11 protein-coding genes, 25 tRNA genes and 1 rRNA gene are annotated in these 15271 nt (G+C 36.7%); 35 read left to right on the top strand and 2 right to left on the bottom strand.

What is annotated here, in order from left to right:
• From rrf to BCR26_RS14460, 33 genes are all read left to right on the top strand, one after another.
• A 5S ribosomal RNA gene (gene rrf / locus BCR26_RS14620) occupies positions 1–94 on the top strand; the annotation flags it as partial.
• 14 nt (positions 95–108) lie between these two features.
• Positions 109–181: transfer RNA gene (locus BCR26_RS14615), tRNA-Val, on the top strand.
• Positions 182–188: 7 nt separating this feature from the next.
• Positions 189–261: transfer RNA gene (locus BCR26_RS14610), tRNA-Lys, on the top strand.
• Positions 262–277: 16 nt separating this feature from the next.
• Positions 278–359, top strand: a tRNA-Leu gene (locus BCR26_RS14605).
• A gap of 10 nt (positions 360–369) precedes the next feature.
• Positions 370–442: transfer RNA gene (locus tag BCR26_RS14600), tRNA-Thr, on the top strand.
• Between the two features lie 7 nt (positions 443–449).
• A tRNA-Gly gene (locus BCR26_RS14595) sits at positions 450–521 on the top strand.
• A 14-nt stretch (positions 522–535) separates the two neighbouring features.
• Positions 536–621, top strand: a tRNA-Leu gene (locus BCR26_RS14590).
• Positions 622–680: 59 nt separating this feature from the next.
• Positions 681–754, top strand: a tRNA-Arg gene (locus tag BCR26_RS14585).
• Between the two features lie 4 nt (positions 755–758).
• A tRNA-Pro gene (locus BCR26_RS14580) sits at positions 759–832 on the top strand.
• An 18-nt stretch (positions 833–850) separates the two neighbouring features.
• Positions 851–923: transfer RNA gene (locus tag BCR26_RS14575), tRNA-Ala, on the top strand.
• A 15-nt stretch (positions 924–938) separates the two neighbouring features.
• Positions 939–1012, top strand: a tRNA-Met gene (locus BCR26_RS14570).
• A gap of 17 nt (positions 1013–1029) precedes the next feature.
• A tRNA-Ile gene (locus tag BCR26_RS14565) sits at positions 1030–1103 on the top strand.
• A 28-nt stretch (positions 1104–1131) separates the two neighbouring features.
• Positions 1132–1221, top strand: a tRNA-Ser gene (locus BCR26_RS14560).
• 10 nt (positions 1222–1231) lie between these two features.
• Positions 1232–1305 (top strand) — tRNA-Met (locus BCR26_RS14555).
• Positions 1306–1364: 59 nt separating this feature from the next.
• Positions 1365–1441: transfer RNA gene (locus BCR26_RS14550), tRNA-Asp, on the top strand.
• 1 nt (position 1442) lies between these two features.
• Positions 1443–1513, top strand: a tRNA-Gly gene (locus BCR26_RS14545).
• A gap of 11 nt (positions 1514–1524) precedes the next feature.
• Positions 1525–1598 (top strand) — tRNA-Ile (locus tag BCR26_RS14540).
• An 11-nt stretch (positions 1599–1609) separates the two neighbouring features.
• Positions 1610–1697, top strand: a tRNA-Ser gene (locus tag BCR26_RS14535).
• Positions 1698–1706: 9 nt separating this feature from the next.
• Positions 1707–1778, top strand: a tRNA-Glu gene (locus BCR26_RS14530).
• Positions 1779–1795: 17 nt separating this feature from the next.
• Positions 1796–1885: transfer RNA gene (locus tag BCR26_RS14525), tRNA-Ser, on the top strand.
• 10 nt (positions 1886–1895) lie between these two features.
• Positions 1896–1969, top strand: a tRNA-Met gene (locus tag BCR26_RS14520).
• Positions 1970–2028: 59 nt separating this feature from the next.
• A tRNA-Asp gene (locus BCR26_RS14515) sits at positions 2029–2102 on the top strand.
• 17 nt (positions 2103–2119) lie between these two features.
• Positions 2120–2192 (top strand) — tRNA-Phe (locus BCR26_RS14510).
• A gap of 10 nt (positions 2193–2202) precedes the next feature.
• Positions 2203–2273: transfer RNA gene (locus BCR26_RS14505), tRNA-Gly, on the top strand.
• Positions 2274–2287: 14 nt separating this feature from the next.
• A tRNA-Ile gene (locus tag BCR26_RS14500) sits at positions 2288–2361 on the top strand.
• A 10-nt stretch (positions 2362–2371) separates the two neighbouring features.
• Positions 2372–2443: transfer RNA gene (locus BCR26_RS14495), tRNA-Glu, on the top strand.
• A 371-nt stretch (positions 2444–2814) separates the two neighbouring features.
• Positions 2815–3657: a BglG family transcription antiterminator LicT gene (licT, locus tag BCR26_RS14490; protein ID WP_069699713.1), complete on the top strand. Its 843-nt coding sequence runs from the start codon at positions 2815–2817 to the stop codon at positions 3655–3657.
• 149 nt (positions 3658–3806) lie between these two features.
• The gene (locus tag BCR26_RS14485; protein ID WP_069699711.1) at positions 3807–5708 is read left to right on the top strand and encodes a beta-glucoside-specific PTS transporter subunit IIABC; all 1902 of its coding nucleotides are present in this window, start codon (positions 3807–3809) and stop codon (positions 5706–5708) included.
• A gap of 30 nt (positions 5709–5738) precedes the next feature.
• Positions 5739–7169: a 6-phospho-beta-glucosidase gene (locus tag BCR26_RS14480; RefSeq protein ID WP_069699710.1), complete on the top strand. Its 1431-nt coding sequence runs from the start codon at positions 5739–5741 to the stop codon at positions 7167–7169.
• Positions 7170–7413: 244 nt separating this feature from the next.
• Positions 7414–8250, top strand: a complete 837-nt coding sequence (locus BCR26_RS14475; RefSeq protein WP_069699709.1) for a histidine phosphatase family protein — start codon at positions 7414–7416, stop codon at positions 8248–8250.
• Between the two features lie 118 nt (positions 8251–8368).
• A complete protein-coding gene (locus tag BCR26_RS14470; RefSeq protein ID WP_084387159.1) occupies positions 8369–9070 on the top strand; it encodes an MgtC/SapB family protein in 702 nt (233 codons plus the stop codon).
• Positions 9071–9143: 73 nt separating this feature from the next.
• Positions 9144–9902 carry a tyrosine-protein phosphatase gene (locus BCR26_RS14465; RefSeq protein WP_069699707.1) on the top strand — a complete coding sequence of 253 codons (759 nt, stop codon included), beginning with the start codon at positions 9144–9146 and terminating at the stop codon, positions 9900–9902.
• A 12-nt stretch (positions 9903–9914) separates the two neighbouring features.
• Complete coding sequence (locus BCR26_RS14460) at positions 9915–10397, top strand: nucleoside deaminase (protein ID WP_069699706.1); 483 nt, start codon at positions 9915–9917, stop codon at positions 10395–10397.
• A 196-nt stretch (positions 10398–10593) separates the two neighbouring features.
• Here the strand turns inward: BCR26_RS14460 and BCR26_RS14455 are convergent, their stop codons facing one another.
• Positions 10594–12183, bottom strand: coding sequence for an ABC transporter permease (locus tag BCR26_RS14455; RefSeq protein ID WP_069699705.1), 1590 nt, complete (start codon positions 12181–12183; stop codon positions 10594–10596).
• Positions 12176–12889 carry an ABC transporter ATP-binding protein gene (locus BCR26_RS14450; RefSeq protein WP_069699712.1) on the bottom strand — a complete coding sequence of 238 codons (714 nt, stop codon included), beginning with the start codon at positions 12887–12889 and terminating at the stop codon, positions 12176–12178. The genes BCR26_RS14455 and BCR26_RS14450 overlap by 8 nt, the downstream gene beginning before the upstream one ends.
• Positions 12890–13152: 263 nt before the next feature.
• On the opposite strand from BCR26_RS14450, the gene BCR26_RS14445 reads away from it, so the two are divergent.
• Together BCR26_RS14445 and BCR26_RS14440 are read left to right on the top strand one after the other, a co-directional pair.
• The gene (locus BCR26_RS14445) at positions 13153–13470 is read left to right on the top strand and encodes a cupin domain-containing protein (RefSeq protein ID WP_069699704.1); all 318 of its coding nucleotides are present in this window, start codon (positions 13153–13155) and stop codon (positions 13468–13470) included.
• Positions 13471–13498: 28 nt separating this feature from the next.
• Positions 13499–15142: a peptide ABC transporter substrate-binding protein gene (locus BCR26_RS14440; protein ID WP_069699703.1), complete on the top strand. Its 1644-nt coding sequence runs from the start codon at positions 13499–13501 to the stop codon at positions 15140–15142.
• The last annotated feature ends 129 nt before the right edge of the window (positions 15143–15271 follow it).

Raw genomic sequence — 15271 nt, 5'->3', positions numbered from 1 at the left:
ATACACCTGTTCCCATGCCGAACACAGAAGTTAAGCTTCTTAGCGCCGATTGTAGTGAAGGGTTTCCCTTTGTGAGAGTAGGACGTCGCCACGCTAAAGTGTTGTTATGGAGGTTTAGCTCAGCTGGGAGAGCACCTGCCTTACAAGCAGGGGGTCAGCGGTTCGAACCCGTTAACCTCCATTTTTTTGAGCCGTTAGCTCAGTTGGTAGAGCATCTGACTTTTAATCAGAGGGTCGCAGGTTCGAGCCCTGCACGGCTCATAGCAATAAACTTATTGCGGGTGTGGCGGAATTGGCAGACGCACTAGATTTAGGATCTAGCGCCTAACGGCGTGGGGGTTCAAGTCCCTTCACCCGCATTATTAAATAGCCGGCTTAGCTCAGTTGGTAGAGCATCTGATTTGTAATCAGAGGGTCGAGGGTTCAAGTCCTTTAGCCGGCATCAGAGCGCGGAAATAGCTCAGTGGTAGAGCACCACCTTGCCAAGGTGGGGGTCGCGGGTTCGAACCCCGTTTTCCGCTTAGCTTGTTCTTTCGCCGGGGTGGCGGAACTGGCAGACGCACAGGACTTAAAATCCTGCGGTGAGTGATCACCGTACCGGTTCGATTCCGGTCCTCGGCATTGTACAGAGAAGCAACAATTTTTGTTGGACTTGTACAAAAGCAGTAGTAACATGATTCGCACCCATAGCTCAACTGGATAGAGTGTTTGACTACGAATCAAAAGGTTAGGGGTTCGACTCCCTTTGGGTGCATTTTCGGGAAGTAGCTCAGCTTGGTAGAGCACTTGGTTTGGGACCAAGGGGTCGCAGGTTCGAATCCTGTCTTCCCGATTATTAACAAATTTTTGTGGGGCCTTAGCTCAGATGGGAGAGCGCCTGCTTTGCACGCAGGAGGTCAGCGGTTCGATCCCGCTAGGCTCCATTAGCTTCATATTTTCGCGGTGTAGCTCAGCTGGCTAGAGCGTCCGGTTCATACCCGGGAGGTCGGGGGTTCGATCCCCTTCGCCGCGATTTACTTTTTAAAGGCAGGACCTTTAGCTCAGTTGGTTAGAGCAAACGGCTCATAACCGTTAGGTCGTAGGTTCGAGTCCTACAAGGTCCATTGTGACATTATTTAAAATTATAAACACGGAGGATTACCCAAGTCCGGCTGAAGGGAACGGTCTTGAAAACCGTCAGGCGGGTAAAACCGTGCAAGGGTTCGAATCCCTTATCCTCCTTTTAAATTATCGCGGGGTGGAGCAGTCAGGTAGCTCGTCGGGCTCATAACCCGAAGGTCGTAGGTTCAAATCCTGCCCCCGCAATCGGCTTTAGTAAAAGCCAAGTGACATTAATAGCATCATTAAAGAACAATAACATTTATGGTTTGGTAGTTCAGCTGGTTAGAATGCCTGCCTGTCACGCAGGAGGTCGCGGGTTCGAGTCCCGTCCAGACCGCCATGCGGGTGTAGTTTAGTGGTAAAACCACAGCCTTCCAAGCTGTTGTCGCGAGTTCGATTCTCGTCACCCGCTTTGTTCTTTAAGGGCCTATAGCTCAGCTGGTTAGAGCGCACGCCTGATAAGCGTGAGGTCGATGGTTCGAGTCCATTTAGGCCCATTTAATGTCTTGGGGAAGTACTCAAGTGGCTGAAGAGGCGCCCCTGCTAAGGGTGTAGGTCGGGAAACTGGCGCGAGGGTTCAAATCCCTCCTTCTCCGTTCTTCAAAGGCCCGTTGGTCAAGCGGTTAAGACACCGCCCTTTCACGGCGGTATCACGGGTTCGATTCCCGTACGGGTCATTTAAAATTATAAACACGGAGGATTACCCAAGTCCGGCTGAAGGGAACGGTCTTGAAAACCGTCAGGCGGGTAAAACCGTGCAAGGGTTCGAATCCCTTATCCTCCTTTTAAATTATCGCGGGGTGGAGCAGTCAGGTAGCTCGTCGGGCTCATAACCCGAAGGTCGTAGGTTCAAATCCTGCCCCCGCAATCGGCTTTAGTAAAAGCCAAGTGACATTAATAGCATCATTAAAGAACAATAACATTTATGGTTTGGTAGTTCAGCTGGTTAGAATGCCTGCCTGTCACGCAGGAGGTCGCGGGTTCGAGTCCCGTCCAGACCGTTTAAAAAGTAAAACATGGCCCGGTAGCTCAGTTGGTAGAGCAACGGATTGAAGCTCCGTGTGTCGGCAGTTCGATTCTGTCCCGGGCCATCTGAAATCTGCGGGTGTAGTTTAGTGGTAAAACCACAGCCTTCCAAGCTGTTGTCGCGAGTTCGATTCTCGTCACCCGCTTTTTTCATATTTAAGGGCCTATAGCTCAGCTGGTTAGAGCGCACGCCTGATAAGCGTGAGGTCGATGGTTCGAGTCCATTTAGGCCCATTAGATTTAAGGCCCGTTGGTCAAGCGGTTAAGACACCGCCCTTTCACGGCGGTATCACGGGTTCGATTCCCGTACGGGTCATCAAGCGGTTTTTTAGCATTTTTTGTTAAAAGACCGTTTTTACTTTGTTATTTATTGTATGGAATATAAATATATTAATATTAATGAAAACGTTGACAAATAGATTCAAATGGGTTAATCTTTATACATAACAAAAATGAATAGTTGGATAGTGATTGTTTAAGTACAAGCTAAACCTAATTATCTCAAAAAGGATGAATGTCTTCTTTTTTGAAATGGTTAGGTTTTTTTTCATAATTATTCTACGTTAATAATCTACTAATTTCTGAAATGCGTTAAATATTGAGTAATTCTTTTAGTTTTTTATAATCAATTAAGAGTTGTTGTTAGGGGCAGGGAATATGTCTATTTTTCTTTTGGGGGATGAAAAAGTGTTGATTGAAAAAGTATTAAACAATAACGTAATTATTGCGAAAGACGAAAAGGATAGAGAGTTAATTGTTATGGGCAAAGGGCTAGCATTTAAAAAGAAATCTGGGGATCATGTTTCAAAAAGTAAAATTGATAAAATTTATCAACTGACCAATCAAGATACATCTTTGCAGTTTCAAGAGTTATTAGCTGATTTACCAATTGAATACTTAGAAATATCAGATGGAATTATTGACTATGCAAAGGAAAAAACAGGTAGAAAATTAAACGATCGGATTTATATATCTCTCACGGATCATATTCATACCGCTATTGAAAGAGTAAAGAATGGCGTAGTGATAAAAAATGTCTTGCTTTGGGACATTAAAAGATTTTTTTCGGATGAATTTGAGATTGGTTTGAGAGCGATAGAGCGAGTTAAAAACAAGTATGGTGTCGAATTGTCTGAAGATGAAGCTGGATTTATTGCTTTGCATATTGTTAATGCGCAAAGAGATACAGAAGATCCCGGGAACATGTATGAAATGACACGAGTGATGCAGGAAATTACGAATATTGTAAAGTACTATTTTAAAATAGCTTTTGATGAGAATTCAGTCTATTTCTATAGGTTTACTACGCATTTAAAATTTTTCTCTTATCGATTGATTGCTAAAAAGCAGTATATTGATGAAACAGATGAGGATCTTTTAGAAATGATAAAAATGAAGTATAAAAATGCCTATAGCTGTGTGAATAGGATAGAGCAGTTTCTTTATGAGAACTATGATTATATGATTTCTAATGATGAAAAACTTTATTTAACGATTCATATTGCCCGCTTAGTTGCAAAGAATAGTTGAATGTTGTTATATAAATGAGTATTAAGGAGGATAGAGTTTTTTTATAGCAATTAGTACTTGGCGATGCTTGTGCATGCCTTTTGGATAGTGACATTAAGTTGGCTAAACCTTCAAATACTATTGAAAAATAGAATGATGGAGGAATAGAAATGGGTAAATATCATGATTTAGCAGAAAAGATTGTTAAGAATGTTGGAGGAAAAGAAAACATTAACAGCTTAACACACTGTATTACAAGATTAAGATTTAAATTGAAAGATGAATCAAAAGCAAATGATGACGTCCTAAAAAATATGGATGGTGTGGTAACTGTAATGAAAAGTGGTGGACAATACCAAGTAGTGATTGGGAATCATGTTCCACAAGTTTATGATGATGTAGTCGAGATTGCTGGACTAAGTGGTCAAGCAAGTACCAGTCAAGAAGATGAATCACAAGGAATGATGAATCGTTTAATTGATATTATTAGTGGTTGTTTTCAACCGTTCTTGGGTGTTTTATCAGCAGGTGGTATGATTAAAGGGGTCAATGCGTTACTAGTATTTCTAAAAGTATATCAGAACACTAGTGGCACATATCTAATGCTAAATGGTATTGGTGATACAATTTTCTTCTTTATGCCAATTATTGTTGGATTTACCGCTTCAAAAAAGTTTGGCTTAAATCAATTCCTTGGTATGGCTATCGGAGGAGCGCTATGTTATCCAGCACTACAGTTGAATGCACTAAGTGTGAACGAACCAATCTCAACTTTATTTGCGGGAACGATGGTTGAAAGTCCAGTCTATACAACTGTCTTTGGCCTTCCTTTTATAGCTAACAACTATACAAGTAGTGTCATTCCAGTTATCTTGATTGTATGGTTTGCTAGCAAGTTACAAAAAATTGCAAAGAAAATTATTCCGGAACTTATTCAAACATTTTTTGTACCATTCTTTGTTTTGTTAATCGCATTGCCAGTTGGTTTCTTATTGGTTGGACCAGTAGTTACTGTATTGACTAATGTGTTGTCTACAGGGTTTGTAAACTTAAATGAATTTTCACCGCTATTGATGGGCTTAATTGTTGGGTTCTTCTGGCAAGTCCTTGTAATCTTTGGACTCCACTGGAGCTTGATTCCTTTAGCAATGATGCAATTAGGAACGTTAGGCTATTCTACAGCTCTAGTTGGAATGTTTGGGGCTAGTTTTGCTCAAACGGCTGCTGTTGGTGCAATGTACTTCAAACTTAAAAATGAAAAAGAAAAAGCGTTGGTTATTCCAGCAGTTATTTCTGGTATCTGTGGTGTAACCGAACCAGCTATTTATGGATTATCATTACCAAAAAGAAAACCATTTATTTTCTCTATGATTGGTGGAGCAGCTAGTGGCGCAGTTATGACAGTGCTTGGTGCTAAATCATATGTAATGGGTGGACTAGGAATCTTTGGTGTTGTAAACTATATAAATACTGGAACTGGTGACGCAAGTGCTATGTGGACTGCGTTTATGGCAATTGGTGTCGCTGTTGTGATTGGGTTTACTTTAACCTTCTTCTTCTGGAAAGATGAAGCGGTTGTTGAAGAACTAGCTGATGTAAAGAATGATGGTGGAGCAAAACATGAAGCGATTAACAGCCCTATTACGGGAGCTGTTTTACCATTGAGTCAAACACAGGATCAAGCTTTTGCAAAAGGTATTTTAGGAAAAGGTATTCTAATTGAGCCTTATGAAGGAATTGTAACATCTCCTTTTGAAGGAACTGTAATGTCTTTATTCCCAACTAAACATGCGATTGGATTGATTTCTGATGAAGGTATGGAATTGTTAATTCATATTGGAATGGATACAGTACAATTAGAAGGTAAATATTACGAAGCAAAAGTAAAACAAGGCGATAAAGTGCAAAAGGGACAGGTCCTAATTACTTTTGATATTGAAGGAATTAAAAACCAAGGATACAGCGTTGAAACCCCTGTAATTATTACAAATTCTGCTGATTATTTAGATATTGTGGAATCACAGGAAAAAGAAGTAACAATCAACGATACGTTGCTTACAGCGTTAGTATAAATTTAAAAATTTTAGGAAGTGGGTAGTAAAATGTCATTTAGAAAAGATTTTTTATGGGGCGGCGCAACTGCTGCTAACCAGTGTGAAGGTGGATACCAAGAAGGAGGAAGAGGCTTAGCTAATGTGGATTTAGCTCCAGTTGGCCCAGATCGCTTCCCAGTAATCACAGGTAAGAAAAAAATGTTCCAATTTGATGACGAGCATTTTTACCCAGCACAAAATGCTATTGACATGTATCATCGTTTTAAAGAAGATATTGCTTTGTTTGGAGAAATGGGTTTTAAAACTTATCGTTTATCGATTGCATGGAGTCGTATTTTCCCAATGGGAGATGAAACAGAACCAAATGAAGAAGGCTTGAAATTCTATGAAGATTTATTTAAAGAATGTCACAAATATGGAATTGAACCTTTAGTAACGATTACTCACTTTGATTGCCCAATGTATCTAGTTGAAAAATATGGTGCTTGGCGCAGTAGAGAATTAGTTGGTTTCTATGAAAATTTATGTAATGCTATTTTTAATCGTTATAAAGGACTAGTGAAATATTGGCTAACATTTAACGAAATAAATATGATTTTGCATGCACCATTTATGGGAGCTGGTTTATATTTTGAAGAAGGCGAAAATGAAGAGCAAATCAAGTTCCAAGCAGCGCATCATGAATTAGTAGCAAGTGCAATCGCTACTAAAATTGCTCATGAGGTAGATCCGGAAAACCAAGTAGGTTGTATGTTAGCTGCGGGTTCTAACTATGCTTATACATGTAAACCAGAAGATGTTTGGTCTTCACGTGAAAAAGACCGTGAGAATTATTTCTTTATTGATGTTCAATCTCGTGGAAAATATCCTGCTTATGCATTAAAAGAGATGAAACGCAAAGGAATTAATATTGTAATGGAAGATGGCGATGAAGAATTATTAGCTGCTCATACAGTTGATTTTATTTCATTCTCTTACTACTCTTCACGAGTGACATCTACAGATCCTAAAATCAATGAGCAAACAGCTGGAAACATTTTTGCCTCTGTTAAAAACCCTTATTTAGAAGCAAGTGAGTGGGGCTGGCAAATTGATCCACTTGGATTACGTGTAACAATGAACGATTTATATGACCGTTACCAAAAACCTTTGTTTATTGTTGAAAATGGTTTAGGCGCAGTTGACGTACCAGATGAAAATGGCTACGTAGAAGATGATTACCGTATTTCCTATCTAGCTTCACACATTCAAGCAATGAAAGACGCTGTAGAATTAGATGGTGTTGATTTGCTAGGATATACGACTTGGGGCTGTATTGACTTAGTCAGCGCAGGAACTGGTGAAATGAAGAAACGCTATGGATTTATCTACGTAGATCGTGATAATGAAGGAAATGGTACGTTGAAACGTTCTAAGAAAAAATCATTTGATTGGTATAAAAAAGTGATTGCTTCAAATGGTGAAGATTTATCAAATTAAATTAAATTGAGGTTGAGACAGAAGTATTTTTCTTTTGGAATGCTGTTATTGATTCTAGCATATTTTATGTTTAGAAATTAATAAGATAGGAACCTGGTAGATTATTACTTCTGTTCTCAACATTTATTCTGATTTAAAGAAACTAGGATACAACGTAAATAGTTAAGTTCTGATTATAATTAAATATATAATTATAATAGTTTTTTTAGGAACACTAAAATATTAATCGATAAGGAGAAAAAAGATGAAGAAATTAGCTAAATTACTTGGGGTATTATCGTTAGGGATGGTTTTAATAGCTGGCTGTGGTTCGGGGAACAAAGAAGCGGCTTCTTCTCAATCATCGTCAACTGCTGTTGAAAGTAAAAATGATGAACTAACTTTGTATATTGTTCGCCATGGGAAAACAATGTTGAATACAACAGACCGTGTACAAGGCTGGTCTGACGCAGTTTTAACACCAGCTGGTGAAGAAGTTGTAACAGCTGCTGGTGTGGGCTTAAAAGATGTTGAATTCCAAAATGTTTATAGTAGTGATAGCGGTAGAGCTATTCAAACGGCTGATTTAATTATTAAAGAAAATAGTAAATCTTCTGATTTAAAACCAATTACTGATCCAAGATTAAGAGAATTTAATTTTGGAACCTATGAAGGTGATTTAAATCATAACATGTGGCAAGATATCGCAGATGATCAAGGGATTACATTAGAAGAGTTTATGAAAAATATGACACCAGAATCTTTTGCTAATAGCGTAGCTAAATTAGATGCTAAGAAAGATGAAGAAGGGTTGAACTGGCCAGCAGAGGATTATAAAACAATTACTGCTCGTTTAACTGAAGGACTAGATGATATTGTTGCAAAAGAAATGAAAAATGGTGGTTCTGGGAATGTTCTAATTACGACTCATGGATTAAGCATTTCAGCAATGTTAGCTACGATTTCAAAGGATTTCAAAATTCCTCAAGGCGGCGTAAAAAATGCCAGTGTTACAACCGTGAAATACAAAGATGGTAAATACACAATTGATAAAGTAAATGACTTAAGTTATATTGAAGCTGGAAAAGCAGTTAAAAAATAGGTACTGAAAGTCTGAATAAGGATAGCACAAAATGATTTCTGTTTTGTGCTATCCTTTTCAATTTATGCTGAAATATGTTTAAGAAAGCGGTATAATTAATGTATAAAAAGAAAATGAGATGAGGACAATGACGAATAAAGAAATCATTTTTCGTTTAGTTTTGGCAATTATTATTTCAGGATTAGTTGGAATGGAAAGGGAACAAAAAAATCGACCTGCAGGGATTCGTACTCATATTCTAGTTTGTGTGGGGGCAACGTTAATTGCTTTAATTCAAGATAAAATTTCTATTGAGGCACTAGATTTTGCTAGAGCGAATCCTAATTTGTCTCAAGTTATTCGAACAGATCAAACAAGACTAGTTGCACAAGTTGTTAGTGGTGTTGGTTTTTTAGGAGCGGGTACGATTGTCATAACTAAACGTTCTATTTTAGGATTAACAACAGCCGCGACGATTTGGGCGGTAGCTTGTCTAGGGATTGCAGTTGGAATGGGCTATTATAGCATTGCAATTTTTGGAACAGTAGCAATTATGATTAGTTTATTGTGGTTGAAGCAAATTATAAATGTTTCTGTAGAAAAGAAGGTTGAAGTAAAATTTGTTCATAAGCTGCAAACAAAAGAGTTTTTAAATAACTATTTTGAAGAAAAAAAAATTTTAGTTCGAGATATTGAATTTAGTGTTGAATTGCATGGAAATACAAGAATATACAATAATGTCTATACGATAGAATTACCAAAGGATTTGACTTATATGGAGATGATTGAAGATATATCGATTCATAAAAATGTTACGAATATCAAAATTATCAATGTGTAGTCGTTTTTTTGATGAGGTAGAAAGAAGACCTTAAATCGCAATATTAAGATAGAATTTAATGGAGGCCTATAAAATGAGTACAATAACGAACTTTCGGGATATTGGTGGAATCAAAAATAGACATGGAGAGCAGCTAGTTACGAATACTTTTTTTCGTTCAGGAGAACTATCAGCACTTTCAAAAGAACAAAGTCAACAACTTGAGGATCACTATAAATTAGGTAAGATTATTGATTTGAGAAGTGAAAAAGAAGTAGCAGAACGACCTGATGTTTCTGTTCCTAACACGAGTTATATTCATATTGATATCCTTGCAGCAGTAGAAGATAATGGGGCTTCTATGGAAGATTTTGTAAAAATCGGTTCCATAGAAAAATCAAAAAATTACATGAAAAATTTATATAAAGATATTGCATTGGATGCGTCTGCTCAAAAAGGATATGCGCAATTTTTTGAAGAAATACTTTCATTGAAAAATGATGAAAGTATATTATTTCATTGTTTTGCCGGAAAAGATCGAACCGGAATTGGTGCAGCACTGATTTTAGAAACTTTAGAAGTTCCAAAGACTGCTATTTATACCGATTATTTATTGACGAATCAACTAAGGGAAAAAGAGAATGCTTGGCTGTTGGAACAGGCCAAAAAAGCTGGTTTAGAAGAACATCATTTACAAGCACTAAAGATAGCGTTAAATGTTGACAGTTCCTATTTGGATGAGTTTTACCAAGTAATCAACGAACACTATGGAAGCATGGCGGATTATTTGAGAAGAGAGATAAAAATTGTACCATCGATGAGACAAGAGCTACGAAATAGATTTTTACTTTAAAGAGGAGAAAGTATGAAGAGAGAACAACATATTGAACTTTTAAAACGTTGTGTGGAAATATCTAGAGACGCTAGGAGTCATGGAAATACGCCTTTCGGAGCGTTGCTGGCAGATAAAAATGGAACCATTTTATTAGAACAAGAAAATATTGAAATCACGGAAAACATTTGTACTGGACACGCGGAAACAACTCTGGCCGCGAGAGCTTCACAAAAGTACAGCAAAGAGTTTTTATGGGAATGTACGTTATATACAACGGCTGAGCCTTGTGCAATGTGTACAGGAACCATCTACTGGGGAAATATTGGCACGATTGTTTATGGAATGACTGAGAAACGCTTGTTGGAATTAACTGGTTCTAATGAACAAAACCCAACATTTGATTTGCCGAGTAAAGAAATTTTAGGTCATGGTCAAAAAGATATTCAAGTGATTGGACCTTTTTCTGAAGTAGAAGTATTAGCGGCTAAAGTTCATGAAGGTTACTGGGAGTAAAAAAAGAAATAGCACTTAAAAATAAATGTCTGGGAGCATCTATTTTTAAGTGCTGTTTTCTATATCCATTTGTTTATATTAGTAAAACATATTTATTAAACAACTTTGCATAAAGTTGGCTACTTTATCCTACAAGTACCCTATATCTTTGTCGAAACGTTAGCTCATTTTTGTTAGTAAATAATTAATGGTTTATCTATTCAAAGAGAAATGGATTTTTGTTAATAATTTTTCGGTATAACAAGTGAGCAGAAACTAGTAGTAAAAGAAGCCATATACTTAAAATTACCAAGGGATTAGTTGGAAAAGTCATGATTACTACAAGACCTAAAAGAACTGAAATAAAATTAACCACTGACGTAAGTATATTGGCGAATGATTGCTTTACGACTTGTTGTACATTAGTCCAGTCAAACTTTGCATATGAACAATCCATTAATAGACCCAGAGCTTCAGCGAAAAGGCTGTAGGCTAGGGGCATTATAAATAGGAAAAGTAAATGCAAACCACCTATATCAAAAATGAGACTGAAACAACTTCCACTAATGATAATTGCTGGAAGCACAATTGTTAAGTTCAAAAGGAGCTTTGCTTGATAAATAACTTTCAATTTTACTGGTAAAACTGAAAGTTGCCAGTAATTTTTTCCTTCGATACTGATGGAAGAGGAGGTTGTGGTTCCAATAACTAAGAAAAAAGAGAGAGCAACTGGAAAAAGCGGTAAATAGGGCTGGATGACTTCCTTTAAATTAGGCACACTAAGCATCATTTCAAACTGACTTAGTGGAATAAATAAGAGTGCAACTGAAAAGGCAATAAGCATTGCACTTCCAAATAAAGTGTTTATAACATAAATAGGGCTAGATAAGTACAAACGCCATTCTCTTTTGTATAATGCCAATAGTTGCGAATTTTTTTTTAAGGCTCTCCATTGAAAGACCTTATTTTTTTGATTTGAAAGTAATCTTGAGTTAAATGTTAAGTAAAATTTACTTAGAATAAAAATAAATAAAGTGCCAGTAACTAAAGAAGTGACGAAAAAGGCTGAAAAGCTGAGCCAGTTTTTGTAAACGATTCCGTCATTAAGCCAAGCTGCTAGAGGATAAAATTTTTGAATACTTTCGTCAACTAGTTTCCCTAACTGAGTTAATTGTTTTATATCGATACTTCTGATTGAAAAAGATACCAGCATTAAGGAAAGGAGGAATAGCATACTTATGATAACTGTAACAAGATTTGTATAGCGAAAACGACTAGCAATAATAGCTGTAACAAGTCCTATAAGCATGGCAGCAATCGTAGGCACAATGGAGAGAACTATTAGCGCCAAAATAGTCATAAGCAATGATGTAACAGAGAAATAACCTCGTGTCCAAAAAATAATCATTGGGAAGAAAAAGCTGAAAATTGAGAAAAAAATATTCAGTAGGTATGAAGGGATTAACCTGCTAGCGATCAATTGTTTTGAAGAAATTGGCAAAGAAATTAGTAAATCATAGTCACGAAAACCAAACAGAGCACCGTTACTTTTCATAAAGGTTAAAATGAAGCATACGATAACATTTACTAGCAGTAATAGAGCCGGAATTGATTCCGTCAAACCTAAGTAGCTCCAACCTAAAACTAAGCCAATTAAATAGGTTTCCATTAAAATAATTAACAGTATAACTCCAATTAGTGAAAAAATAGCGGTTCTTTTTTCTCGTTTGTTGCCACTATATTTGATTTTGTTAATATTAAAGAATCCCATCATTTGAATTTTCAATAAAGGCATTAATTTATTCATGACCCACAACCTCCAAAAAAACTTCTTCTAAGGATTTTCCACCCCGTACGTCGTCAGTTAGTCCAACTAGTTTCAGTTCCCCATTATCAATCAATCCGATTTTATTACATAAGTTTTCTGCGACTTCTAAAATATGGGTGGAGAAAAAAATAGCACTTCCTTTTTCACAAAGTTCAATCATCATTTTTTTGACAATATAAGTTGCTTCAGGATCTAATCCAACAAAAGGTTCGTCTAAAAGCAACAGTTTAGGTTGATGAATAAAGGCAGAAATTAGCGCTAATTTCTGCTTCATCCCATGTGAGTAAGAACTGATTAGGTTTCCCAAATTTGCTGTTAAGGAAAGTCGATCGCTAAAATCTTGTATTCTTTTTTGTCTGATATCTAATGGTACACCATACATGTCTGCAATAAAGTTGAGGTATTGTATGCCTGTTAAATAATCATAAAGGTCGGGATTATCAGGCAAATAGGCCATTTGCTTTTTACATTTAACAGCTTGTGTTTTAATTGAATCGCCATTAATTAAAATTTCTCCTATTTCAAAGTGAAGAGCCCCAATAATAGAACGAAGAGTGGTAGTTTTTCCAGCACCATTATGACCAATAAAACCAAAGATATCTCCAGCTTGTATTTCTAGACTTAAATTATTTACTGCTAAATGTCCGTCAGCGTAAGTTTTAGTCAAATGTCTAACTGCTAAAATAGGATTCATAGTTAATCACCTTTCAGATTTTATGACAGTATCACGTGTATTAGTTATTGTAATACAAAAATTCAGGAATAACAAGAATTTAATTGGAACATTTTTTAATGAAACAATATAAATTGAAAATAATAGGATAGAAATGTCAGAATTTTCAAAAATCATATTGCTTTTCACCGCAAAACAAGGGATAATAGGAAACCATAAGAAATTAAAAATAAAAAATAAAAAGGTCTTAATAAAAAGATGAAGGAGTGAAATCAATGATAATCAAACCAACATTGCCACAAGAAATGACAATCTTCTTTGATTCAGAAAATCAACCGAATGAAAAAGTACAAATGGGATTAATCACTCTTCAACCAGGAGAAAAACGTCCATTAGAAGGGTTTGCTAGGCATGATCAGGATGAGTATTCTTATGTTGTTTCAGGAACTGCTCATACTATTTTAGAAGACGGACAAGATTTGGTAGGGAAACCTGGGGATGCTCAATTAATTGAAGCGGGTGAAGGCCATATCAATTACAATGATGGTGAAGACCCCGCAGTTGTTATTTGGATGCTTGTTGAAAGAGACTAGATAGTTTAAACGAATAGAGGAGGACAAAATGAAAAAGATAGTACAATTTGGAATGATGATTACCTTGGCGGCTAGTTTACTTGTTGGTTGCTCATCTGGCAAGAACGCAGCGAAAGAAGAAGAGAAGAAAGATGCTGTGCTTAATTTAATGTCAGCAACGGAGTTAACAACATTGAATACATCAGTAATGTTGGATTTTCCAGATGCAATCGTTCAAACCGCTGCGTTTGAAGGACTATATTCGCTAGACGAAAAAGACCAATTGATTCCAGCTGTTGCAAAAGAGATGCCTGCAATTTCTGAAGATGGAAAAACATATACGATCACTTTAAGAGATGATGCAGTTTGGACGAATGGCGATTCGGTAACCGCAAAAGATTTTGAATATGCTTGGAAAAAAATGATTGATCCAGCGAATGGGTATGTGTATAGTTTTCTTCTGGTAGGTACCGTTGAAAATGCTGCTCAAATTTCTGCAGGAGAAAAGAAACCTGATGAATTAGGTGTAAAAGCAATTGATGATCAGACGTTAGAAATCAAGCTAAAAGAAGCGGCACCATATTTTACCTCACTGTTAGCATTCCCAACTTTTTTCCCTCAAAATCAAAAGGCAGTGGAAGAAATGGGCGCAGATTATGGAACATCCAGTGAAAAAGCCGTTTATAATGGTCCTTTCGTTGTTGAAAATTGGAAGCAAACTGATTTAAGCTGGGATTTAGTAAAAAATGATACGTATTGGGATCATAAAAATGTAAAATCCGAGAAGATTCATTATGAAGTAGTAAAAGAGGCTTCGACAGCATTGAATTTATTTGAAGATGGACAATTAGATGTGGCTACGATTGATGGAGAAATAGCCAAACAAAACAAAGATAATCCGAATTACCATTCCTATCCAACTGGAACGATGAATTATATTCGTTTAAATCAAAAACGTAAAGGCAAAGATACACCTTTGAAAAATGAGAATTTAAGAAAAGCGCTGGCTTTAGGAATAGACAAAGAAAACTTAGTCAATAATATTATTGCTGACGGGTCAAAACCATTGTACGGTGCCGTGACTTCTGGTTTTGTAAGTAATCCTGTAACAGGGAAAGATTTCCGCGAAGAAGCAGGGGACTTAATGGTTTATGACAAAGAAGAAGCTGTGAAGTACTGGGAAAAAGCGAAAAAAGAGTTAGGAGATAAGGTTACTCTAGAGTTGATGGTTACAGATGACGGATCTTACAAAAAAATGGGAGAAAGTCTTCAAGGAACATTGCAAGATTTATTCCCAGGGTTAACAGTGAAAGTGACTGCTTTACCAACTGAAACAGCCTTAAATTTAAGTAGAGAAAGTGATTATGACATGTTCCTAATTTACTGGACCTCTGACTATCAAGATCCAATTTCTACCTTAAGCATGCTTTATACAGGCAATGATCGTAACTATTCTAATCCTAAGTTTGATGCATTATTAGACGACGCCAATCAAAAATATGCAACGGACTTGGAAAAGCGTTGGGCGACGTTAATTGAAGCAGAAAAAGAAGCGATTGAAAACACAGCAGGAATGATTGTACTCAGTCAAAAACAACAAACGGTTTTACAAAACGACCAAGTAAAAGGTCTCAATTACCACACATTTGCTGCACCTGTTACATTGAAAAATGTATACAAAGAAGTGAAATAATAAGTTTAGGAGGAGTGTGTATTTATACATGCTGTAGTGCGCCCCCTAAGTTAGACCAAAAAATCTAGCTTAGGGGGCTTTTTATAGTGGCTAAATATGATTATGACTTAAAAAAATTAGTTGTTGAAG

This window comes from Enterococcus rivorum (genome assembly GCF_001742285.1).
GTDB lineage: Bacteria > Bacillota > Bacilli > Lactobacillales > Enterococcaceae > Enterococcus_L > Enterococcus_L rivorum.
This window is presented reverse-complemented; position numbering and strand designations above follow the sequence as displayed.

Coding starts and splice junctions, on each gene's coding strand:
- BCR26_RS14455 (WP_069699705.1), bottom strand. CDS start 12,183: ATGAATAAATTAATGCCTTTATTGAAAATTCAAATGATGGGATTCTTT.
- BCR26_RS14485 (WP_069699711.1), top strand. CDS start 3,807: ATGGGTAAATATCATGATTTAGCAGAAAAGATTGTTAAGAATGTTGGA.
- BCR26_RS14445 (WP_069699704.1), top strand. CDS start 13,153: ATGATAATCAAACCAACATTGCCACAAGAAATGACAATCTTCTTTGAT.
- BCR26_RS14470 (WP_084387159.1), top strand. CDS start 8,369: ATGAGGACAATGACGAATAAAGAAATCATTTTTCGTTTAGTTTTGGCA.
- BCR26_RS14440 (WP_069699703.1), top strand. CDS start 13,499: ATGAAAAAGATAGTACAATTTGGAATGATGATTACCTTGGCGGCTAGT.
- BCR26_RS14475 (WP_069699709.1), top strand. CDS start 7,414: ATGAAGAAATTAGCTAAATTACTTGGGGTATTATCGTTAGGGATGGTT.
- BCR26_RS14480 (WP_069699710.1), top strand. CDS start 5,739: ATGTCATTTAGAAAAGATTTTTTATGGGGCGGCGCAACTGCTGCTAAC.
- BCR26_RS14465 (WP_069699707.1), top strand. CDS start 9,144: ATGAGTACAATAACGAACTTTCGGGATATTGGTGGAATCAAAAATAGA.
- BCR26_RS14460 (WP_069699706.1), top strand. CDS start 9,915: ATGAAGAGAGAACAACATATTGAACTTTTAAAACGTTGTGTGGAAATA.